This is a genomic window from Janthinobacterium sp. 17J80-10 (assembly GCF_004114795.1).
In the GTDB taxonomy this organism is placed as follows: domain Bacteria; phylum Pseudomonadota; class Gammaproteobacteria; order Burkholderiales; family Burkholderiaceae_D; genus Paucimonas.
This window is the reverse complement of the sequence record NZ_CP035311.1, coordinates 1,906,386-1,927,414: the sequence shown is the minus strand read 5'-3', so window position 1 is coordinate 1,927,414 and position 21,029 is coordinate 1,906,386. Positions and strand designations below refer to the sequence as shown.

General features: G+C 58.7%; 21 protein-coding genes and 4 tRNA genes. 3 read left to right on the top strand and 22 right to left on the bottom strand.

Annotated features, from left to right (window positions below):
• Positions 1–133 precede the first annotated feature (133 nt).
• Complete coding sequence (locus EKL02_RS08790) at positions 134–826, top strand: glutathione binding-like protein (RefSeq protein WP_128901693.1); 693 nt, start codon at positions 134–136, stop codon at positions 824–826.
• A 32-nt stretch (positions 827–858) separates the two neighbouring features.
• Here the strand turns inward: EKL02_RS08790 and EKL02_RS08785 are convergent, their stop codons facing one another.
• Positions 859–1,317, bottom strand: a complete 459-nt coding sequence (locus tag EKL02_RS08785) for a MaoC family dehydratase (protein WP_128901692.1) — start codon at positions 1,315–1,317, stop codon at positions 859–861.
• A 182-nt stretch (positions 1,318–1,499) separates the two neighbouring features.
• Here EKL02_RS08785 and EKL02_RS08780 point away from each other — a divergent pair, with 182 nt between their 5' ends.
• A complete protein-coding gene (locus EKL02_RS08780) occupies positions 1,500–3,617 on the top strand; it encodes a bifunctional diguanylate cyclase/phosphodiesterase (RefSeq protein WP_128901691.1) in 2,118 nt (705 codons plus the stop codon).
• 66 nt (positions 3,618–3,683) lie between these two features.
• A complete protein-coding gene (locus tag EKL02_RS08775) occupies positions 3,684–4,322 on the top strand; it encodes a MarC family protein (protein WP_128901690.1) in 639 nt (212 codons plus the stop codon).
• A gap of 72 nt (positions 4,323–4,394) precedes the next feature.
• Here EKL02_RS08775 and EKL02_RS08770 read toward each other — a convergent pair.
• The 21 genes from EKL02_RS08770 to rpoE form a co-directional block, all read right to left on the bottom strand.
• A tRNA-Leu gene (locus tag EKL02_RS08770) sits at positions 4,395–4,487 on the bottom strand.
• A gap of 250 nt (positions 4,488–4,737) precedes the next feature.
• Positions 4,738–5,193 (bottom strand): CBS domain-containing protein, encoded by a 456-nt coding sequence (locus EKL02_RS08765; RefSeq protein ID WP_128901689.1) that lies wholly within the window; start codon positions 5,191–5,193, stop codon positions 4,738–4,740.
• 326 nt (positions 5,194–5,519) lie between these two features.
• A tRNA-Cys gene (locus EKL02_RS08760) sits at positions 5,520–5,593 on the bottom strand.
• Positions 5,594–5,644: 51 nt separating this feature from the next.
• Positions 5,645–5,720 (bottom strand) — tRNA-Gly (locus EKL02_RS08755).
• Between the two features lie 87 nt (positions 5,721–5,807).
• Positions 5,808–5,883, bottom strand: a tRNA-Gly gene (locus EKL02_RS08750).
• Positions 5,884–5,972: 89 nt separating this feature from the next.
• Positions 5,973–6,545, bottom strand: coding sequence for a CDP-diacylglycerol--glycerol-3-phosphate 3-phosphatidyltransferase (gene pgsA / locus EKL02_RS08745; protein WP_128901688.1), 573 nt, complete (start codon positions 6,543–6,545; stop codon positions 5,973–5,975).
• Positions 6,546–6,579: 34 nt separating this feature from the next.
• Positions 6,580–8,472, bottom strand: coding sequence for an excinuclease ABC subunit UvrC (gene uvrC / locus EKL02_RS08740; RefSeq protein WP_128901687.1), 1,893 nt, complete (start codon positions 8,470–8,472; stop codon positions 6,580–6,582).
• Positions 8,473–8,517: 45 nt separating this feature from the next.
• Positions 8,518–9,585 (bottom strand): beta-N-acetylhexosaminidase, encoded by a 1,068-nt coding sequence (nagZ, locus tag EKL02_RS08735; protein WP_164931990.1) that lies wholly within the window; start codon positions 9,583–9,585, stop codon positions 8,518–8,520.
• The gene (gene acpS, locus EKL02_RS08730) at positions 9,585–9,977 is read right to left on the bottom strand and encodes a holo-ACP synthase (protein WP_128901686.1); all 393 of its coding nucleotides are present in this window, start codon (positions 9,975–9,977) and stop codon (positions 9,585–9,587) included. Before acpS ends, nagZ begins: the two co-directional genes overlap by 1 nt.
• On the bottom strand, positions 9,974–10,738 hold the full coding sequence (gene pdxJ / locus EKL02_RS08725; protein ID WP_128901685.1) for a pyridoxine 5'-phosphate synthase: 765 nt from the start codon (positions 10,736–10,738) through the stop codon (positions 9,974–9,976). Before pdxJ ends, acpS begins: the two co-directional genes overlap by 4 nt.
• Before the next feature lie 21 nt (positions 10,739–10,759).
• Complete coding sequence (gene recO, locus EKL02_RS08720; RefSeq protein WP_128901684.1) at positions 10,760–11,518, bottom strand: DNA repair protein RecO; 759 nt, start codon at positions 11,516–11,518, stop codon at positions 10,760–10,762.
• An 18-nt stretch (positions 11,519–11,536) separates the two neighbouring features.
• Entirely contained in the window at positions 11,537–12,439 is a 903-nt protein-coding gene (gene era / locus EKL02_RS08715; protein ID WP_128901683.1) for a GTPase Era, read from the bottom strand.
• Positions 12,436–13,446 (bottom strand): ribonuclease III, encoded by a 1,011-nt coding sequence (rnc, locus tag EKL02_RS08710; protein WP_128901682.1) that lies wholly within the window; start codon positions 13,444–13,446, stop codon positions 12,436–12,438. The genes era and rnc overlap by 4 nt, the downstream gene beginning before the upstream one ends.
• Positions 13,447–13,467: 21 nt before the next feature.
• On the bottom strand, positions 13,468–13,866 hold the full coding sequence (locus tag EKL02_RS08705) for a DUF4845 domain-containing protein (RefSeq protein WP_128901681.1): 399 nt from the start codon (positions 13,864–13,866) through the stop codon (positions 13,468–13,470).
• A gap of 19 nt (positions 13,867–13,885) precedes the next feature.
• Entirely contained in the window at positions 13,886–14,800 is a 915-nt protein-coding gene (gene lepB / locus EKL02_RS08700; RefSeq protein ID WP_128901680.1) for a signal peptidase I, read from the bottom strand.
• On the bottom strand, positions 14,797–16,590 hold the full coding sequence (gene lepA, locus EKL02_RS08695) for a translation elongation factor 4 (RefSeq protein ID WP_128901679.1): 1,794 nt from the start codon (positions 16,588–16,590) through the stop codon (positions 14,797–14,799). The genes lepB and lepA overlap by 4 nt, the downstream gene beginning before the upstream one ends.
• Before the next feature lie 218 nt (positions 16,591–16,808).
• On the bottom strand, positions 16,809–17,072 hold the full coding sequence (locus tag EKL02_RS08690) for a glutaredoxin family protein (protein WP_128901678.1): 264 nt from the start codon (positions 17,070–17,072) through the stop codon (positions 16,809–16,811).
• Between the two features lie 96 nt (positions 17,073–17,168).
• Positions 17,169–18,569, bottom strand: coding sequence for a DegQ family serine endoprotease (locus tag EKL02_RS08685; RefSeq protein ID WP_241687841.1), 1,401 nt, complete (start codon positions 18,567–18,569; stop codon positions 17,169–17,171).
• Positions 18,570–18,654: 85 nt separating this feature from the next.
• A complete protein-coding gene (locus tag EKL02_RS08680) occupies positions 18,655–19,674 on the bottom strand; it encodes a MucB/RseB C-terminal domain-containing protein (protein ID WP_128901676.1) in 1,020 nt (339 codons plus the stop codon).
• Between the two features lie 5 nt (positions 19,675–19,679).
• A complete protein-coding gene (locus EKL02_RS08675; protein ID WP_128901675.1) occupies positions 19,680–20,339 on the bottom strand; it encodes a sigma-E factor negative regulatory protein in 660 nt (219 codons plus the stop codon).
• Positions 20,340–20,389: 50 nt separating this feature from the next.
• Entirely contained in the window at positions 20,390–20,992 is a 603-nt protein-coding gene (gene rpoE / locus EKL02_RS08670) for an RNA polymerase sigma factor RpoE (RefSeq protein WP_128903442.1), read from the bottom strand.
• Positions 20,993–21,029: the final 37 nt, after the last annotated feature.

Here is a 21,029-nt window from a genome sequence, read left to right as displayed (position 1 = left end):
TCTATGTCACAAAGTCCTGCTTGAGCGAAATGTAATAATATTTCACGTGGAATAAGTCACCTTATCGCGACATCCCGGCAACAAGTGTCGCCCCATCCAGTGAATACACCCCCTGCAAATTTCGGAGATTCTCATGATCGATGTCTATTCGACCGCCACACCCAACGGCCACAAGGTCCATATCATGCTGGAAGAATGCGGCCTGCCCTACCGCATCCACCACATCAACATTGGTGCCGGCGACCAGTTCACGCCGGAATTCCTTGCCATCTCACCCAACAACAAGATTCCCGCCATCGTCGACCAGCAAGGCCCGGATGGCAAGCCCATGTCGCTTTTCGAGTCGGGGGCCATCCTGGTCTACCTGGCCAGCAAAACCGGTAAATTCCTCGGCAAGACCGACCGCGAGAAATTCACCACCCTGCAATGGCTGATGTTCCAGATGGGCGGCGTCGGCCCGATGCTGGGCCAGGCGCACCATTTCCGCATTTACGCACCAGAAAAGATCGAATACGCCATCAACCGCTACACCAATGAAGCCAGGCGCCTGTACGGCGTCATCGACAAGCGCCTGGCGGCGTCGCCTTACCTGGCTGGCGAGGAATATACGATTGCCGACATCGCCACATTCCCATGGCTGCGCTCCTGGAAAAACCAGGGCATCGACTGGGCCGACTACCCGCATGCCAAGCGCTGGTTCGATGAGATTGCCGCGCGACCGGCGGTGCAGCGCGGGGTTGCCGTTCTGGCGGATCTGCGCAAACCGCGTACCGACGACAAGGCGCGCAACTTGCTATTCGGTGCGGGCCAGTACGAAAAACGCTGACAGCCGCCAGAGGGATCCTGCCCGGCGCGGCGTCAGGTCGTCGCACCGCGCACCCCGAACAGGCAAACGACCTTTGCGCTCATGACCAGTTCGCCATGCTGGTTGCGCGCCTCCCACCGCATGTTGACCACGCCGCGATCAGGCTTGCTGGCAGAAGCGCGGGTGGCGAGGATCGCGCAGCGCACGCTGAGGGTGTCGCCACCCCGCACCGGCTTAAGCCAGCGCACTTCGTCCATCCCCGGCGACGGCGTATTCGAGGATTTATTCAGCAGCCCCTCGGCCACCAACCGCATTACCAGGCTGCCGGTATGAAAGCCACTGGCGATCAGGCCACCGTATGCGCGCGTCGCAGCTTCGCGATCGATATGGAAAGGCTGCGGATCGAAGCGCCGGGCAAACTCGAGGATTTCCGCTTCGCTGATGGCGACCTCGCCCAACTCAATGTTTTGGCCCTCCTGAAAATCCTCGAAATACCACTGAATTTGCGACATACTTATTTCCTCAGCGCAACTACGTTAAACAATGCATTAAAATAGCACGATCGTTCTGGCAAGTCACAATCAATGGCTTGGCATTGATATTGCTTCAGGACAAGTATTTATCTTCACGTACCCAATCCGGTGCATTGGCCGCTTTGGCAGAAAACGCCGCGCCCACAGGGAAGGCAACACGCATGCCGACATCATCGCCATTCCCGCCCTCCGAGGACATCGAGCAGCGGCCTCGCATCCATTTGCTCGACACGCTGCTGGCGAACATGGAAGGCATGATCTACCGCTGCCGCATCGATGCGCACTGGACCATGGAGTACGTCAGCCAGGGTTGCCTGGAATTGACGGGATACCGGCCGGCAGACCTGATGCTCAACAGCCGGATATCGTATGAAGAACTGACCCATCCCGAGGACAGGCAGCACGTTCGCAATGTCGTCCTGGAAGCGCTGGAAAACCACAAACGCTTCGCGGTCGAATATCGCATCATCAAGGCTGATGGCGAAGTGCGCTGGGTCGGCGAGCGCGGCGCTGCCCTCATCGCCCCTGACAGCGGCACGATAGTGCTGGAGGGCGTGGTCCAGGATATCAATGACCGCAAGCGGGCCGACCAGGCAGTGCGCGAAGCCGAGCGCCGCTACCGCAGCATTTTCGAGAATGCAGTTGAGGGCATATTCCAGTCCACGCCAGACAATGGCTATATCGACGTCAACCCCGCCCTGGCGCGCATCTACGGTTACGAATCGCCGCAGCAACTGATGGCGGAACTGCGCAATATTGAAACCCAGGTTTACGTCGATCCTGGGCGCCGCGCCGAATTCCTGCGCTGCATGGAACAAAATGGCCTGGTGCTTAATTTCGAATCGCACGCCTACCGGCGCGACGGCGGCATCATCTGGATTTCGGAAAACGCCCGTGCTGTACGTGGCGACGCCGGCGAAATCCTGTTTTATGAAGGTACGGTCGAAGAAATCACCGAGCGCAAACTGCATGAAGCGCAAATGCATTTCCAGGCGACCCACGACGCACTGACGGGCTTGCCCAACCGCACCCTGCTGTATGATCGCCTGGAGCAGGCAGTACTGCAGGCGCACCGCCATGGCAGCGCATTGGCGGTGGTTTTTTTCGACCTTGACCAGTTCAAGTACGTCAATGACAGCCTCGGCCACCAGGTCGGCGACCGGTTGCTGAAAACGGTGGCGAGCCGCCTCAAGTCCTGCGTGCGCGACAGCGATACGGTGGCGCGCCTTGGCGGCGATGAATTTGTGCTCGTGTTGACCAATCAGACAGGCGAAGATTCGGTCGCGCACACCATGCAGCGCATCCTGGCAGCGGTGGCGACGCCCTGGTTCGTCAATGGCGCCGAACTGCAGATCACTTGCAGCATGGGCATCAGCCTGTGTCCGGACGATAGCCAGGATGCGGATATCCTGCTGAAGCAGGCCGATGCAGCCATGTTCCGCGCCAAGCAAATGGGCCGCAACAATTTCCAGTTTTTTTCGGCTGAAATGAATTCCGTCATGAGCGGCCACCTGGAGATGATGACCAGCCTGCGCCGGGCACTGGCAAATGAAGAATTCACGCTGCATTACCAGCCGAAAGTCAATCTCGGCACTGGCCAGATCGTCGGGGCGGAAGCGCTGATCCGCTGGCAGCGCCCGGACGGACAAATGATCTCGCCGGCACAATTCATTCCGGTAGCCGAAGAAAGCGGACTGATCATTCCCATCGGCGAATGGGTCTTGCGCACGGCTTGTGCCCAGGTCTGCGCATGGCAAAAGGCCGGCCACGCGGCGATTCCGGTATCGGTCAATCTCTCCCCGCTGCAAATGGAGCGCGGCAACGTCGTCGAACTGGTTACCCAGGTGCTGGCGGAGACTGGCCTGGCGCCGCAATATCTTGAATTGGAAATCACCGAGAATGTGGTGATGCGCGAAGTGGACAAATCCTTTGCCATGCTCGCCGAGTTGAAAGCCCTGGGAATCAAGATTTCGATCGACGATTTCGGCACTGGCTATTCCAGCCTCAGCTATCTCAAACGCTTTCCGGTCAATACCCTCAAGATCGATCAATCCTTTGTGCGAGGCGTCCCCCTGGACCAGGACAATGCCGGCATCGTCAAGGCCATCATTTCACTGGGACACACGCTCAACCTGAACGTGCTGGCGGAAGGCGTGGAGACGCCGGAGGAATACGCCTTCCTGCGCGACAGCAATTGCGATGAAATACAGGGGTATTACCGGAGCAAACCTGTCACCCAGGAAGCCTTTGCACAGATGCTGCAAACGCTCGCCCGCTGAGACCGGAACGTTTTTGCGCACGCGTTTATAATAAAAATCCACATTAAACGATTTTGCCCTCACCTGATGCTCACCATCGCCGCACTCACGATCAAGAAAGCCGTCACACTGTTTGCACTGGTGGGGCCTGTCACCATGATCCCGATTTTTCTCGCGGCAGCGCAGGGACTCGATGCCAAGGCGAAGTCACGTTTTGCCAGGACCATCGGCATCAGTGTGACGGTCGCCCTGCTGGTAGCGACCTTCCTGGGCATGCCGCTGCTGGGGTTTCTGGGCGTGTCGCTGGGGGCGATGCAGGTCGGTGGCGGCATCATCGTCCTGTTGCTGGCCATCGCCATGGTCCTCGGCAAGGAAACCAGCTTCAAGGGTTCGTCGCCGGAGACGGATGGCAGAGGAAGGCGCGGCACATCGATTGTGCCGCTGGCTGTCCCGCTCCTGGCAGGCCCTGCAGCCTTCAGCTACGTCATGGGCAACAACGTCTGGCAAACCGCGGCCGACCTGGTCCATGTGGTGCTGCCCATCCTGCTGGTTGGCCTGTCATGCTGGATCAGTTTCTGGGTTGCCAGCAATACGCAAAAGCAGATCCGGCAATCGACGCTGGATGTGGTGGAGCGCGTCGGTGGCTTTGTATTGGCTGCCATGGCGATCGAAATGACCGCTTCCGGACTGCGGCAATTATTTCCGCTGCTTAGTCCGGCGCAGTAAACACCAAGGCGCCAGTGCAAGCTGCACTTAGATGCTCGGGGATTGAGGTAATGCGGGAATGAATAAGCTGGATGGTGCCCGAGACCGGAATCGAACCGGTACGCCCCCTCTCGGGTAAGCGGCGGATTTTAAGTCCGCTGTGTCTACCAATTTCACCACTCGGGCGCTGCCAAGGCAGGCAAGAAAAAAAGCGCCTGTGGCGCTTTTCTATTTCGCATATTCTAGCACAATCCTGCTGGACCATCTTACCCTTTTCCCAACCTGGACATTACAGAACACCAGGACGGGAAAGCAGGCGGTGAATGGACAGCTGCGTCAAACACACCCGTCATGTTGTCGATAGAGTGCGCCACAGCAGGCATCCGCCCTATTCGGGCGGGTCATCAACGCGTCACAGTTGTGATTGGCGCAAAGACTAATGTGGTCGCCCTGCTTCCGTGCCCGGCCGCCTGGATACGGATGGCTGGGAAATCTCTTCCAGCGTTTCATTCATGTCTGCAGCTTCCCGAACTGCCATATCCCCAAGCGATACCACGCCAACCAGCCGCTTGTCCCGGCTCACCACTGGAATGCGTCGGATTTGCTCATTGCCCATCTCCTGCAGCACTTCCTCAACCGACTGATCTTCATAGCACCAGAATACCTGGTCACTCATGACTTCCGAAACCTGTACATCGCCAGGCGATTTGCCGTCAGCGACCGCCCGAATGGTGATATCACGATCGGTAATCATCCCGACCAGGCGTGTGCCATCACATACCGGCAATGCGCCTATGTCCCGCTCTCTCATCAACTGCGCAGCTTGCTGCAGATTGTCAGTCGGCGCAACGACCGTCACGTCTTGTGTCATTATTTCTGAAATGGATTGCATGGCTTTTCCCCGGTTAAACTAGTTTGCAAAGTTGTATATTGCCCGTCCAAGCTCACATATGACCGCATGACGGATAGTTCGTTCTAAATTGCTAACGGACGTACTGACACGCAACGATTGCCAATGGCTTGAAGAATATCTGGCAGAGCGGTCAGGCCAGATAAGCAAACACTGCAAAAGAATAAAAATGGAAGGTGAAGACTGAAACGATGCAGGCAAAGTATCGCCGGCAGGCATCTTGCTATTTCCAGGGATGTGGCATACCGCACTAGCGCTGGCATGCCTCTGCATTGAACTCAACCTGAACAGGCTGAGACTAGATTGTATGGAGGCGGGGGTCGGGATCGAACCGGCGTACACGGCTTTGCAGGCCGCTGCATAACCACTTTGCTACCCCGCCATGGGTGCGTATTGTAACCGCGAATTCTAAAACCTGCTGCGCGCGAAAAGATGGAGCGGGAGAAGAGTCTCGAACTCTCGACCTCAACCTTGGCAAGGTTGCGCTCTACCAACTGAGCTACTCCCGCATCGTTACCACCACAACATGACCATCACAAATCCGACAGCTTCACCTGAATAAAAAAGGGAAGCGTGGTTAGCTTCCCTCCGAATTCTGGAGCGGGAGAAGAGTCTCGAACTCTCGACCTCAACCTTGGCAAGGTTGCGCTCTACCAACTGAGCTACTCCCGCATTTCGCTGCCGTTGCATTGCGACGACAGGGATGAATTATAGAGCATTGGAGAAAGTTGTCAAGCACCGGCCACTGCAAAAAATGAAGTTCAGGCGCGTTCCTTGATCAACGGCCAGGCCTTGCGCAAGTAATAAAACATCGACCAGACAGTGAGGACGGCGGCGACGTACAGCAGGGCCGAGCCCCAGAAATACGTATCGATCACGCCAAACAGCACGCCCTTGAACAACAACATCGGAATCGCAATCATTTGCGCAGCCGTCTTGATCTTGCCGATCGAACTGACTGCCACCGATTTGGACGCGCCGATCTGCGCCATCCACTCGCGCAATGCGGAAATGGTGATTTCACGACCGATGATGATGAAGGCCACCACCGCGTTGACTTCATTGAACTGCACCAGCACCAGCAAGGCGCCGGCCACCATCAGCTTGTCGGCGACCGGATCGAGGAAAGCGCCAAAAGCCGAAGTCTGGTTCCAGCGCCGCGCCAGGAAGCCATCGAACCAGTCGGTCACGGCGGCGACTATAAAAATTGTGGTGGAAGCCACGCCCTTGTCGAAATCGGATAGCCAGGTGTCGGGCAGATAAAACACGCCGACCACCAGCGGAATCAGCGCCACGCGCAACCAGGTCAGCAGGATGGGAAAATTGAGAGGCATAAGCCGAATTGTAATGGCATTTTCGTGCTTACGGTCAATGCAATTGGCGGTAGATGTCTTCTGCCAGCTGGCGCGATATCCCCTCGACCGATGCCAGTTCCTCGACGCTGGCGTCGACCACCCCGCGCAAGCCGCCAAAACGCGCCAGAAGCTTCTGGCGCCGCTTGGCGCCGATACCCTCGATCTCTTCCAGGCGCGAGGTCTGGCGGGCCTTGGCGCGCTTGGCGCGCATGCCGGTGATGGCGAAGCGGTGAGCTTCGTCGCGGATTTGCGCCACCAGCATCAAGGCCGCGGATTCCTTGCCCAGCGCCTGAGGCTCGCGGCCATCGGCAAAGATCAGGGTTTCCAGGCCGACCTTGCGCCCCTCCCCCTTGGCGACACCGACCAGCAGGCTGATGTCCAGCCCCAGCTCGGAAAACACTTGCCGTGCCATCTCCACCTGGCCCTTGCCGCCGTCGATGAGAACGATGTCGGGCATGACGCCGTCGCCATTGGCGACTTTTTCATAGCGGCGCATCAGCACCTGGCGCATGGCGGCGTAGTCGTCGCCGGGCGTGATGTCGTTGATGTTGTAGCGTCGATATTCGCCGTTTTGCATGGCATGATGATGAAACACCACGCAGGATGCCTGGGTCGCCTCGCCTTGCGTATGGCTGATATCGAAGCATTCTACGCGCAGGTTTTCCAGGTCGTCGCGCTCGATGCCGAGCCCTTCGGCCAGCGCGCGCGTGCGCGCCTGCTGCGAGCCCTGCTCGGAAAGCAGCCGCGCCAGGGCCAGCTCGGCACCTTTCTGCGCCATTTCCAGCCACTGGCGGCGCTGTTCCTGCGGCTGAAATACCACGCTGATGCGGTGCCCGCATTGTTCCATCAGCGCCAGCATGAGGTCGGGCTGGTCGAACTCGACATTGACCACCAGGATGCCGGGAATGAAGGCGTCGATGTAATGCTGCGCCAGGAAGGCTTTCAGCACTTCGGCCTCGACGCTTTCCTCGCCGGCAGCCAGCGCGCCGTCGACCTGGGTAGGGAAATAGGCGCGGTCGCCCAGGTGCCGGCCGCCGCGCACCATGGCCAGGTTGACGCAGGCGCGTCCGCCCTGCACCGCCACGGCGATGATGTCGATGTCGGCGTCGCCGCCGGTTTCCATGTTTTGCTGGTGCAGCACGCGCGACAACGCGCTGATCTGGTTGCGCACCACTGCCGCCTGCTCGAACTTCAATTGCGCCGCATAGCCGTGCATCTTGTCCTGCAAGGCTTCAAGCACCTCGTTCTGGCGCCCGCGCAAGAACTGCGCAGCATGCTCGACGTCGGCGGCATACGCTTCGTGGCTGATGTAGTTGACGCATGGCCCGCTGCAGCGATGGATCTGGTGCAGGAGGCACGGCCGCGTGCGGTTGGCAAAGACGCTATCCTCGCAGGTGCGCAGCAGGAATACCTTCTGCAGGATCTGCATCGATTCCTTGACCGCCCAGGCACTCGGAAAGGGGCCGAAGTACTGGCTCTTCTTGTCGACCGCGCCGCGGTAGTACGCCATGCGCGGGTATTCGTGGCCGGAGAGCTTCAGGTAGGGATAGGACTTGTCGTCGCGGAACAAGATGTTGTAGCGCGGCTGTTGCGTCTTGATGAGGTTGTTTTCAAGCAGCAGCGCTTCGGCTTCGCTGCGCGTAACCGTGGTTTCCAGGCGCACGATGCGCTCGACCATGAGCGCCGTGCGCGGGCTGGCGATATTTTTCTGAAAATAACTGGATACGCGCTTTTTCAGGTCGCGCGCCTTGCCCACGTACAGCAGCTTGCCATCGGCATCGAAGTAACGATACACGCCAGGCAGGTTCGGCAGCGCGGCGACGGCTTTCAGCAGCGTCGCACGCACATCCACCAAACTTTCTGCCTCCGCGCCAGTTGCAGCGCCCGGCACCTGCGCCTCATCCATGATGCTTCCTGCCCGCGTCTGTCATGGCGATTCCCGTGACCGCCCTCAGACCAGCGACTGCGCCAGCTTTTTGGCGTCCTTGTAGCGGGCGTCGCCTTGCAGCGCATCCCAGCCGGCTGCAGCGGCCGCCGGCACCAGCGCAGCGATGCGCGCCGCCGACGCCGCGGCATCCTTGCCATGCCCGAGATCCAGTCCCGCCAGCAATTGATCTGCCTTGTCAGGCGAATTGCAGATCAGGACCATGTCGCAGCCCGCGGCCAGCGCCGCATGCGCGCCGTCGACCACGCCACCGGCAACGCTGGCGCCTTCCATGCTGAGGTCATCACTGAAGATCACGCCCTGGAAACCCATGTCTTTCCTCAGCAGCTTCAGCCACTTCTTCGAGAAGCCGGCCGGATGCTTGTCCACTTTCGGGTAAATGACGTGGGCAGGCATGACGCCCGCCAGGCTCAGGCCCAGCCAGCCATAGGGCGCGGCATCCTGCGCGACGATTTCCTCGAAGCTGCGCTCATCCACCGGCACCGCCACATGCGAATCGGCTTCGGCAAAACCATGGCCGGGGAAATGCTTGCCGCAATTGGCCATGCCGGCCAGCGCCAGGCCATGGTTCAGGCTCTTGGCCAGCATTGCCACCACGCGCGGGTCATGATGGAAGGCGCGGTCGCCGATCACGCCGGACTGGCCGTAATCCAGGTCCAGCACCGGGGTGAACGACAGGTCGATGCCGCAGGCACGCAATTCCGCCGCCAGCACGAAGCCGACCGCGGTCGCAGCCTTGGTCGCTGCCAGCACGTCGCGTTCCCACAATTCGCCCAGGCGGCGCATGGCCGGCAACCTGGTAAAGCCATCGGTCTTGAAACGCTGCACCCGGCCACCCTCGTGGTCGACTGCAATCAGCACGCCCGGACGCTCGGCATGGATGGCCGCAGCCAGATCGGTCACCTGCTTGCGGCCGGTGAAATTGCGGGCGAACAGGATCACGCCCCCGGTCAGGGGATGGCGGATGCGGCGAATGTCGTCCGCGGTCAGCGTCGTGCCAACGACATCGAGCATGACCGGGCCAAGCGGCAGTGCCGCTGCGGGATTACCGCCGGCGATGGTTTTTTTTGTCATCAGTTTTTCTCCACTATAACGAATGCAATCGCATAATCGGCTTCATCGGTAATCGATACCTGCGCGCTCAGCTTGTTTTGCGCCATAAATTCAAGCAATGCCCCGCTGGCGACCACAACGGGCTTGCCGCTGGGGTCATTGAGGGTTTGCAGCGCACGCCAGGTCATCGGCATGCGCAGCCCCAGCCCAATGGCTTTGGAAAACGCTTCCTTGGCAGCGAAGCGCGTCGCCAGAAAGCGCAAGCCACGTACCGCCACTTTGGCTTTTCGGTGCCGGTATTTTTCCAGCTCCTGCGGGCCCAGCACCTTTTCAGCAAAACGGTCGCCATGGCGCGCCAGCGCACCCTCGATGCGCGAGATCTGGATGATATCGGTGCCGATGCCGTAAATCATTGCAGCGCACCCAACCGGGCCTGCAGCATGATCGCCTTCATGTCGGCGACGGCCTTTTTCCAGCCGTCGAATACTGCCTGCGCCACGATGGCGTGGCCGATATTCAGTTCGGCGATATCGGCAATGGCGGCAATGGCCTGCACGTTCGTGTAATGCAGGCCATGCCCGGCATTGACCTTCAAGCCGCGCGCAACGCCTGCCCGCACGCCGGCGCGGATACGCTCAAGCTCGACTTGCTGCTCCTGCGCTGCAGCAGCTTCGGCATAACGCCCGGTATGCAATTCGATCACTGGCGCACCAGCTTCGGCGGCGGCCTGAATCTGCGCTGCATCGGCATCGATAAAGAGGCTCACGCGGATACCCACGCCCTGCAATTGCGCCACCGCTGCCTTGACCTGGGTGAAATTTCCAGCGACATCCAGGCCACCTTCGGTAGTCACCTCGGCACGGCGTTCCGGCACCAGGCAGACGTCCTGCGGCCGGATTTCGCAGGCGAAATCCAGCATCTCCGGCGTCACTGCCGCTTCGAGATTCATGCGCGTGATGAGCTGCGGCCGGATCGCCCGCACGTCGGCATCCCGGATGTGACGCCGATCTTCGCGCAAGTGCAGCGTGATGGCATCGGCGCCGGCCTCCTCGGCGAGCAAGGCCGCCCGGAGCGGATCGGGATAGACGGTGCCGCGGGCATTGCGCAGCGTCGCCACGTGGTCGATATTGACGCCCAGTTCGATCGCCGGGCCGGCAGGTTGGAGGTAGCTCATGGGGTTCGGAGTGGTTATGTTTTATAACTGCATCAGGTCAATCAGGATCTGCCGCGTGTTCAGCTGGCTCCCGCCCAGATGGTGCGACAGCAAATGGCGCATCAGGAATTTGCTCTGCGTTTGCGTGACCGCATCGGCATAGTCTTCCTTTTCCATGTCGAGCAGGGTCTTGCCGGCCACCAGCGGCCAGGTATCGGCCGGCATGCCGGGCCGTGGACCGCGTTCGGGATCAACCACATAGCTTTGCGCCGGCAAGACCGCCTCGCCCGTGCCAGTGCAACGCGTAAAGTCGCCGGAAAAGCCGGTTTCCTTCAGCAGGGCGCGCTCGAACTTGCGCAGCACGATCGGCGCCGGCTCGCCATGGCCGAGCTGGTTCAGGGTGGCGACGTAGTGCTGGAATAGTGCGGGATGGGGATCGTCGCGGGCGAGGAACTTGAGCAGCAATTCATTGAGATAAAAGCCGCACAGCAGCGCGCCTTTTTCCAGCGGCAGCAAGCCGCCGACCCACTCTGCGCCAGTCAGGGTGCGTACCTCGCCCTTGCCGCTCCAGGAAAGCGACAGCGGCTGGAAGGTTTGCAGCACGCCGCGCAATTGCGAGTGCGGGCGCTTGGCCCCTTTCGCCACCAGCGCAATGCGGCCATGGTCGCGCGACAGGACGTCGACGATCAGGCTGGTTTCCTTGTAGGGGTAGCTGTGCAGCACGAAGCCGGGCTGCTGTGTCACCCGGTGGTCCTTTTCGGCCGGCGCCCGCAGGCGCCTTTCAGCGGCGATCAGATCCATCGCAGAGACCGGTGCGGATTATTCGTAACCGTAGGCGCGCAAGCCGGCTTCATTGTCGGCCCAGCCGGATTTGACCTTGACCCAGATCTCCAGGTACACCGGGCCGCCGAACAGCTTTTCCATGTCGAGGCGCGACTGGGTCGAGATTTCCTTGAGGCGGGCGCCCTTATTGCCGATCACCATGGCCTTGTGGCCATCGCGCTCAACCAGGATGGCGATGAAGATGCGGCGCAGGTTGCCTTCCTGCTCGAATTTCTCAATCAGCACCGTGCTGGTGTAAGGCAATTCATCGCCAACCAGGCGGAATACTTTTTCACGCACGATTTCCGCCGCCAGGAATTTTTCACTGCGGTCGGTAATATCGTCTTCGTCGAAGATGGGCGGATTTTCCGGCAGGATTTTACGGACCTCTTCCTGCAAGGCTTCCAGCTGAAATCCCAGCTTGGCCGACACCGGCACGATCGCGGCAAACGCGTGCTGGGACGCCACCTGCTGGGCGAATGGCATCAGCACGGCCTTGTCCTTGACGTGATCGGACTTGTTGATCACCAGGATGCAGGGCACATTTGTCGGGAGCAGCGCGAGCACCTGCTTGTCGGCATCGCCGAAAATCCCGGCTTCCACCACGAACAGCACGACGTCTGCTGCGGTCAGGGTATTGGTGACGGTCTTGTTGAGCGTCTTGTTCAGGGCATTGGCATGCCGGGTCTGGAAACCGGGGGTGTCGACATAGACAAACTGCGCGTTCTCTACAGTCTGGATGCCGGTGATGCGGTGCCGTGTCGTCTGCGCCTTGCGCGACGTAATGCTGACCTTGGCGCCGATCAGGTGGTTCATCAAGGTCGACTTACCCACATTCGGACGTCCGACGATGGCGATGTAGCCGCAACGGAAATCGGCGGATGCGTTAGGGAGTGTCATTCAGATTTCGCTTGGGGGGCGCCGGCAGGCTTGGCCGGCTCGGCGCCAGAAACCGCAGGAATGGCATCCGCGGGAGTCTGGGCAACGGCAGGCGCAAGGTTCATATTAGCTTGGACAGCTTCTTTTTCGGCAAGTTTCGAAGCGGCTTTGGGCTCCTTGCCTTCTTTTGCTGCAGATTTGGCCGCAGGCTTGGCTGCGACCACCGGTGCGGCTGCGCTTCCGGACGCGGGCACGTCCTCTTCCAAAGGAGCATCCGGCTGGATGGTAGCGATGCCCGCCAACTTCAGTTGCGACGCACGCGGCTTGGCTTTGCGCGCCGCCGCCGGCGTTTTGGCCAGCGCTGCCTGCACCGCTTCAAGAGCGCGTTTGGCGGCAGCCTGCTCGCCGGCGCGCCGGCTGCCGCCGCTACCGAATACCTGGATCTCCAGCTTCGGCACCAGGCATTCGATTTCAAATTCCTGGTTATGCGCAGCCCCATGGGTCGCCACCACATTGTATTGCGGCAGAGCGATTTTTTTACCTTGCAAGAATTCCTGCAGCAGGGTCTTGGCATCCTTGCCGAGCGTCTTGGGGTCGACCGTGTCGAGGATGGGAATATAGAGGGAACGGATGACCTTGCGCGCCATGTCGAATCCCGCATCCAGGAAAATGGCGCCAAACAGGGCTTCCAGGGTATCGGCCAGGATCGATGGCCGGCGGAAGCCACCGGATTTCAGTTCACCCTCGCCCAGGCGCAGGAATTGCGACAGTTCCAGGCGCTGGGCAATCTCGTACAGGGATTGCTGCTTGACCAGGTTGGCGCGCAGCCGCGAGAGGTCGCCTTCATCGATCTTGCTGTAGCGCTCGAACAGGAGCGAAGCGACCACGCAATTGAGGATGGAGTCCCCAAGAAATTCCAGCCGTTCGTTATGCAAACTGCTGTGGCTACGGTGCGTCAAGGCTTGCTGCAGCAATGCAGCATCCTTGAACGAGTGGCCCAGCCGGGTCTGCAATAACGTCAAGTCCATGTCTGTCCGTTGTAATCTGGCTTAAGCGCCGCCATCCTTGGCAGGCTTCTTGGCGCCCGGCTTGGCGGTGCTGCCGGCATATTCGATCAACAGGCTGGCCGGTCCGACCAGGGGAATTTTCTTGTCGTAAGCAAAGCTGACTTCCAGTCCATTACCGCTATTGTAGACTTCCAGATCCTTGCCGGTGATCGAGGTGATGTATGCCACGTCTGCCTGCTTGTCAAAGCTGCTGCGAATCTCCGCCGGCGAATTGCCATCTGCCTTGGCTTTGCCAACTGCCTTCGTCACCGCCATATATTCGGTAACCGTCGGGACGATTTTCAGCGCCAGCAAACCGATCCCGGCAAGAACGCCCAACACGAAAATCAACCCTACCAGCGAAATCCCTTGCTGCCTGCACTTGAATAATTTTTCTTGCATGCCAATCCCCCTTGGTTAATTACTGGATACTGCTGCCAATCCGCTTCAGATTACTGAAATTCATCCAAATAAAAAACGCCTTGCCAACGATATTCTGGTCTGGCACAAACCCCCAATAGCGGCTATCGAGACTATTGTCGCGATTGTCACCCATCATGAAATAGTTACCCGGCGGCACAGTACAAGCGAAATCACCCCCATTGAAACGGCAAAGTTCCTGTCCAGGAAAATTTCGTTCATTCGATCCGAAGGCAGGTGCCCCGTCGTCATTCAGAACACGATGCGCAACGCCAGTCAAGTCTTCCGTGAACTGCCGCGAATAACTCAAACGATCCTCATCCAGGTAATCCGCCAGCGGTGCATAAGAAAGCGCTTTACCATTCACCGTTAAACGCTTGTTTTGGTAGACTATTTTATCACCCGGCACGCCAACCACGCGCTTAATGTAATCCAGTGACGGGTCAGAAGGATATTTAAATACCATCACGTCACCGCGCTTGGGATCATTGACCTCGATGACTTTTTTGTTGAACACAGGCAATCTTATGCCATAAGTGTACTTATTTACCAAAATCAAGTCACCCACCAACAGGGTGGGCACCATGGAACTCGACGGGATCTTGAAAGGCTCATACAAAAAAGAGCGCAAAACGAACACCAGCGCGATGACCGGAAAAAAGCTGCCCGAATATTCGATCCAGGTGGGTTGCCGCAGGAGACCCGCTTCCAGGGCGGCACGTCCATTGGTGTCCGGCTTGACGCCGTCTGCAGCGAGCTTGGCGTTGCGGGCATCATATTCCGCCAGTGCCGCATTCGCCCGGGCACGCCGTTGCCTGGCAAGATAAAACACGTCCAGGAACCAGATCACTCCGGTCAAGACCGTCAAAACGAACAAGATCAGTGCAAAATTACCCAGAATAGCCTGCAAACTCATTTTTCATCCACTTGTAAGATTGCCAGGAACGCTTCCTGTGGAATTTCCACCGAACCCACCTGCTTCATGCGCTTTTTACCTGCCTTTTGCTTTTCAAGCAACTTGCGCTTACGGCTGATGTCGCCACCATAGCATTTTGCCAGCACATTTTTGCGCAAGGCCTTGACGTTTTCCCGCGAAATGATATTCGAGCCGATGGCTGCCTGGATTGCCACGTCAAACATCTGGCGCGGGATCAGTTCGCGCATTTTGGCAGCGACTGCACGACCGCGGTACTGGCTATTGGCGCGGTGCACGATGATTGCCAGCGCATCGACCTTCTCGCTATTGATCAGCATGTCCACCTTGACCACATCGGATGGCCGGTATTCCTTGAACTCGTAATCCATCGAGGCATAGCCGCGCGATGTCGATTTCAGCTTGTCGAAGAAATCCAGGACGATCTCGGCCATCGGCATTTCATAAGTCAGCTTGACCTGCTTGCCGTGATAACTCATGTCCTGCTGGATACCGCGTTTTTGCGTACAGAGCGTAATTACCGAACCGACATATTCTTGCGGCATGTACAGGTTGACGGTGACGATCGGCTCACGAACTTCCTCGATCTTGGAGGGGTCCGGCATTTTCGACGGGTTGTCCACCATCAGGATGGCGCCATCGCGCAGCACCACTTCGTAAATCACGGTGGGCGCGGTAGTGATCAAGTCCATGTCGAACTCGCGCTCCAGCCGCTCCTGCACGATTTCCATGTGCAACAGGCCGAGGAAGCCGCAACGGAAGCCGAAGCCCAAGGCCTGCGACACTTCGGGTTCGTACTGCAGCGCGGCGTCGTTCAACTTCAGCTTTTCCAGCGAATCGCGCAAGGCATCATACTGGTTGGCCTCGACCGGGAACAGGCCGGCAAACACTTGCGGCTGCACTTCCTTGAAGCCTGGCAGCGGCGTGGATGCCGGTTTGCCTGCCAGGGTGACGGTATCGCCCACCTTGGCGGCTTTCAATTCCTTGATGCCGGCAATGATGAATCCGACCTGGCCGGCCGAGAGCGATTCACGCGCCACCGACTTGGGCGTAAATACGCCGACGCTTTCCACCAGGTGCGACGAATCGGTCGCCATCAGGAGGATCTTGTCCTTGGGGCGCAGGGTGCCATTGACGATACGCACCAGCATCACCACGCCAACGTAATTATCGAACCAGGAATCGACGATCAGCGCCTGCAGCGGCGCATCCGGATCGCCCTTGGGCGGCGGCACCTTGACGATCAGGGATTCCAGCACGTCTTCCACGCCCAGGCCGGTCTTGGCCGAGCAATGCACGGCGTCGCCGGCCTCGATGCCGATCACTTCCTCGATTTCCGCGATGGCGCTTTCCGGGTCTGCTGAAGGCAGGTCGATCTTGTTCAGGACCGGCACGACTTCCACGCCCAGTTCGATCGCGGTATAGCAATTGGCCACAGTCTGCGCTTCCACACCCTGCGAGGCATCGACCACCAGCAAGGCGCCTTCACAGGCCGACAGCGAACGGCTGACTTCATAGCTGAAGTCGACGTGACCTGGCGTATCGATGAGGTTCAGGTTGTACACCTGGCCATCGCGCGCCTTGTAGCTCAGGGCAGCGGTCTGCGCCTTGATGGTAATGCCACGCTCGCGCTCCAGATCCATGGAATCAAGCACCTGCGCTTCCATTTCACGCGAAGACAGGCCGCCACAAAGCTGGATGATGCGGTCAGCCAGCGTGGACTTGCCATGATCGATGTGCGCGATGATGGAGAAATTGCGGATATTTTTCATTCTAACCAGTAAGACAGAGTACCGTTACGCTTGAGAAAACCAGTGCTTTATACAGTGTATAAAAATAAAAAGCGCTCAATGCAGGGGAACTTCCCCGGGCGAGCGCCTTATGAGGTTTTCCAAAACTGGAATATGCCGGCATTTTACCGGATTTCAGGGTGAAAAACCGCACAATGCACTATGAAAGGCCGAGAAATTCCCGGCCGGGCCTCTCACTTTCACGAAGAAAGCGCGGTATGCAGGAAAGCGCGGACGGCCTCTGCGTCCAGGAAATAATGGCACAAGCGGCTTTCCGTGCCCGCATGCCGCCCAACCAGTACCGGCACCAGTTCATCGTAAAGCTCGACGAGGGCCGGATCGGCATCCACATCCTCCACGCTGACGGTGAAGGAAAATTCGCCTTGCAAGGCTTGCAGCGCGGCCAGCATGTCATCGCAGAGATGGCAATAGCTGCGTGAGTAAAGGGTAAATTCAACCGCCATTCCAGACCCGGATATTTTCCTGAAATAAAACAAAAAGGCTGCAAGCCTGATGGCTTGCAGCCCCGCATGGGCTAAAAAGCTTGCCTGCCGCGCCGCTTACTGGGCATTCGGGCGCAGCGGCACGAATTGCGACGAATCGCCGCGACGCACCAGCAACACCGCCATTTTCTTTGTATCGAGCTTGGCGACCAGCGCATTGAACTGACCGGCATCCTTGATATCGGTGTTATTCAGACGCAAGATGATATCACCCGTGCGCAGGCCGGCCCGGGCTGCCGCGCCTTCCGCACTCTCGACCAGCACGCCGGATTCCAGGTTCAGCTCGCGCCTTTGCGCCTCCGACAGATTGGCGACCGACAGCCCCAGCGCGTTGGCCACGCGCTCAGGCTTGGATTTTCCTTCATCCTTCTTGGCGACTTTTTCACCTTCCATCTCGGCAATCGTCACCTGCAAATCGCGGCTTGCCCCCTTGCGCCAGACGGACACCGTAGCCCGCGCGCCAGGCTTGGTATTACCTACCAGGCGCGGCAAGTCGCTGGAACGCTCAATGGCAACGCCGTTGTACTTCAGGATGATATCGCCTGTTTCCACGCCACCCTTCTCTGCCGGCGAACCGGGCTCGACGCGCTGCACCTGCGCCCCTTGGGCCCGCGACAAGCCGAGCGACTCCGCCACATCCTTGGTGACTTCGCCGATCTGCACCCCAATGCGACCGCGCGTCACCTTGCCGCTGGTTTTCAGCTGGTCCGCCACCCGCATCGCCTCGTCGATCGGCACGGCAAAGGAAATCCCCATGTAGCCGCCAGAGCGGCTGTAAATCTGCGAATTGATGCCAACCACTTCACCGCGCATGTTGATCAGCGGACCACCGGAGTTACCCGGATTCACCGCCACGTCGGTCTGGATCAGCTGCAGGTAATCACCCGTATCGCGCGCCCTGGTCGAAACGATACCGGCGGTGACGGTATTGTCCAAACCAAAGGGTGAGCCGATCGCCACCACCCATTCGCCGGCACGCAGCCGCGAAGAATCGCCAATCGGCAGGCGCGGCAGGTTGGCACCCTCGATTTTCACCAAAGCCACATCCGTGCGCTTGTCGGCACCGATCACCTTGGCCTTGAACTCGCGCTTGTCGTTCAGGGTGACATACACATCGTCAGCGCCATCGATCACATGGGCGTTGGTCATGACGAAACCATCACCGGAGACGATGAATCCGGAACCCACCCCGCGCGGCACTTCTTCCTCCTGCTGGGGCTGGCGGCCGTTGCCGCGCGGCGTGCGCTCCGGCTGGCGCGGCATTGGCACGCCAAAAAAGCGCCGGAAAAATTCCTGCATTTCCTCGTCGTCGCCGCCGGCACCGCCATTCTGGGGCGATCGCATTTTTGCCGTGGTACGAATATTAACGACGGCCGGACCGGCTTTTTCTACCATGTCGGTAAAATCCGGCAAACCGGCAACGGACGGTGCCGCGATCGCAGGCGCTGTCACTGCCATACCGCCTGTGAATAGAATGCTTGCAGCACCAAAAACAAGTGTCGAGAGAAGTTTACGAGCAGAAATTCCAGGAGTCATAAGGCCCTTATCTAGTCTTGAATTCAATCGAATTAACGACCTGCCTGATAGCAACAGCAGGCACTTCACCGACTATGGTAAGCCAAAATTCGCCTTGGCGCTTGCCAGCAATATTCATTGCGCCTTGCTGCATGTAGCCCTCGGTGCGGCCAGCGCTGCCGGGCTCAATAAAAATAGAAATTGCCGCCAATCCATCTGAATACACCATCTGCGCCACTTCCCGCGGCGGCGCATGGTTGCCCGCTTTTGCCGATGTGGCAGTTGCATTCGTCACCAGGCGTTTGACTTCGCGAATTTTACGAAACCCCGGTGGCATGGACTTGACGCTCCAGCCCGACAGGCTGGTCGACTCCATCTCGGCGCGCTCGATGTGCCATCCCTGGGTATTCGTAATGCTGCTACGCGTGCGGCTGCGCTCGATCTTGCCGATCTCGATCTGGGTAAAGGCGATTTGCTCGACCACGTCGCCTTTTTCATTGAGCGTCTGGGCACGCAACAACAATCCGGTTTTTTGTTCTGCCCAGAGCCGGTAGCCATAACGCAAGTTATCGCGTGGTTCCAGCAGGATCGCCTGGGTACGGTAACCGGCAACCCGCCCGATGCTTCCCAGGCTCAGCCGGTAATGATCGCTGATACGAGCCGGATTTGCATTCGGCAAGGCAGGAAAGACTTCTTGCGTGACCCGCTTCTCTACCAGGACAGTTTTAGTATCCGGTACATAGCAAATAATTTCATTATTGGTGCGGATGTACTCCCGTGGTTTGCCGTCGAGCACTTCCAGCTTTTCATATTCATCTTTTCCGAGCTTCACGTGCGTGATGCGCGAACTTCTGAATTGCTCACCTTGCTGATACACAAAGGTGCCGGAATAACTTTGCTTTACAGCCGCAGCCTGGATTTTTTTCAGCCAGGCCTGCGCCTCGCGTTTATCCGCTGCCGTGCCGGCATTTTGTGCCTGAACCGGGTATGCAACAAAGAAAGTGAAAACCAGGACTAAAAATCTTGATAAACCCGGGGTTTGCCGCATACTGATTATTTACCCGTGTCGCTTGCAAAAGTCGCTGCACGCGCGTACTGCGCGGAACTGTACACCGAGGGAGAAAAGCGCTGGTGCGCCATCAGGTACTCGTCAATACGGGGATCGCGCAGAACTTCGCCCTGCTGCTGCTCCAGCGTTACCACCTTGCCTTCAATGCTGGCCGCAGCGGTGCTGACAGCAGGCGCCGCCAACACGGCAGGTGCCGGCTTGGCGGCAACCGCGACCACTGCCGCGCCGTCGCCAGGCAAGGAATCGCGTTTTGCCACGAGCATTTGCGGCGCAGTCACGAATACGGCGGTTGCCACGGCCGCCGCCGCCACGCCAGGCAGCGCAAAGCGCTTCAGGCGATCCGCAAAAAATCTACCCTCGCCCGCTGCGACCTGCGGCACTTCTGCCGGCGCTGCCGCAGGAGCCGGCGCAAGTATTACCGGCTCCGCTTCGAGTGCGGCCGCCATGCGCGCAGAAAACCCCTCGCTCAGGGAAAATGCCATGTCATCCGAACGCAGCACATCGCCGATCTGGTGGTAGATGTCCCAGTCGTTGCGCGCCTGCGGGTCGCGCAAGGCTGCCAGCGCGACCTCGATCTGACTGTCGCTGAGTTCATCATCGGCCAGCGCCGAAATCTGTTCTTGCGTTCTTTCTTTCGTATTCATAAACAGCCCGCAAAATGCGGCCTCACATACAAATTGTAAATATGATTTCCTTACCACCGCTTGTCAATGGCGGTGCCCAGCAAAGGCCTCAGCTTCTCGGCAATGGCTTCCCTGGCACGGAAAATCCGGCTTCGCACAGTGCCGATCGGGCAACCCATCGCTTCGGCAATTTCATCGTAACTCAATCCTTCGATTTCACGTAAGGTAATTGCCATCCGTAATTCTTCCGGCAAGGCATTCATTGCCACATTCACCGTTTCGGCAATTTGCTTGGTAGCCAGCATGGATTCTGGCGTATTGATATCCCTTAGGTGCTCTCCATCATCAAAAGTTTCTGCCTCTTCAGCATCTGCATCGGTCGAGGTCGGTGCTCGCCGGCCTTGCGTTACCAGGTAGTTTTTCGCCGTATTGATACCTATGCGGTACAGCCAGGTATAAAACGCCGAATCCCCGCGAAACTGCGGCAAGGCGCGATAAGCCTTGATAAAGGCTTCCTGCACCACATCCTCAGCTTCCGCCTGGTCGCGCACGAGCCGCGACACCAGCCGCATCAGTTTTCGTTGGTACTTGACCACCAGCAGCTCGAACGCCCTCTTGTCACCACGCTGGACGCGCTCGACTAGCACCTGGTCAATATCGCGTTCTGTCGTCAACACCCAGTCCCTTGTCTTTCACAACATGCGCGAATTA

Coding starts and splice junctions, on each gene's coding strand:
- EKL02_RS08790 (WP_128901693.1), top strand. CDS start 134: ATGATCGATGTCTATTCGACCGCCACACCCAACGGCCACAAGGTCCAT.
- EKL02_RS08785 (WP_128901692.1), bottom strand. CDS start 1,317: ATGTCGCAAATTCAGTGGTATTTCGAGGATTTTCAGGAGGGCCAAAAC.
- EKL02_RS08780 (WP_128901691.1), top strand. CDS start 1,500: ATGCCGACATCATCGCCATTCCCGCCCTCCGAGGACATCGAGCAGCGG.
- EKL02_RS08775 (WP_128901690.1), top strand. CDS start 3,684: ATGCTCACCATCGCCGCACTCACGATCAAGAAAGCCGTCACACTGTTT.
- EKL02_RS08765 (WP_128901689.1), bottom strand. CDS start 5,193: ATGCAATCCATTTCAGAAATAATGACACAAGACGTGACGGTCGTTGCG.
- pgsA (WP_128901688.1), bottom strand. CDS start 6,545: ATGCCTCTCAATTTTCCCATCCTGCTGACCTGGTTGCGCGTGGCGCTG.
- uvrC (WP_128901687.1), bottom strand. CDS start 8,472: ATGGATGAGGCGCAGGTGCCGGGCGCTGCAACTGGCGCGGAGGCAGAA.
- nagZ (WP_164931990.1), bottom strand. CDS start 9,585: ATGACAAAAAAAACCATCGCCGGCGGTAATCCCGCAGCGGCACTGCCG.
- acpS (WP_128901686.1), bottom strand. CDS start 9,977: ATGATTTACGGCATCGGCACCGATATCATCCAGATCTCGCGCATCGAG.
- pdxJ (WP_128901685.1), bottom strand. CDS start 10,738: ATGAGCTACCTCCAACCTGCCGGCCCGGCGATCGAACTGGGCGTCAAT.
- recO (WP_128901684.1), bottom strand. CDS start 11,518: ATGGATCTGATCGCCGCTGAAAGGCGCCTGCGGGCGCCGGCCGAAAAG.
- era (WP_128901683.1), bottom strand. CDS start 12,439: ATGACACTCCCTAACGCATCCGCCGATTTCCGTTGCGGCTACATCGCC.
- rnc (WP_128901682.1), bottom strand. CDS start 13,446: ATGGACTTGACGTTATTGCAGACCCGGCTGGGCCACTCGTTCAAGGAT.
- EKL02_RS08705 (WP_128901681.1), bottom strand. CDS start 13,866: ATGCAAGAAAAATTATTCAAGTGCAGGCAGCAAGGGATTTCGCTGGTA.
- lepB (WP_128901680.1), bottom strand. CDS start 14,800: ATGAGTTTGCAGGCTATTCTGGGTAATTTTGCACTGATCTTGTTCGTT.
- lepA (WP_128901679.1), bottom strand. CDS start 16,590: ATGAAAAATATCCGCAATTTCTCCATCATCGCGCACATCGATCATGGC.
- EKL02_RS08690 (WP_128901678.1), bottom strand. CDS start 17,072: ATGGCGGTTGAATTTACCCTTTACTCACGCAGCTATTGCCATCTCTGC.
- EKL02_RS08685 (WP_241687841.1), bottom strand. CDS start 18,569: ATGGCAGTGACAGCGCCTGCGATCGCGGCACCGTCCGTTGCCGGTTTG.
- EKL02_RS08680 (WP_128901676.1), bottom strand. CDS start 19,674: ATGCGGCAAACCCCGGGTTTATCAAGATTTTTAGTCCTGGTTTTCACT.
- EKL02_RS08675 (WP_128901675.1), bottom strand. CDS start 20,339: ATGAATACGAAAGAAAGAACGCAAGAACAGATTTCGGCGCTGGCCGAT.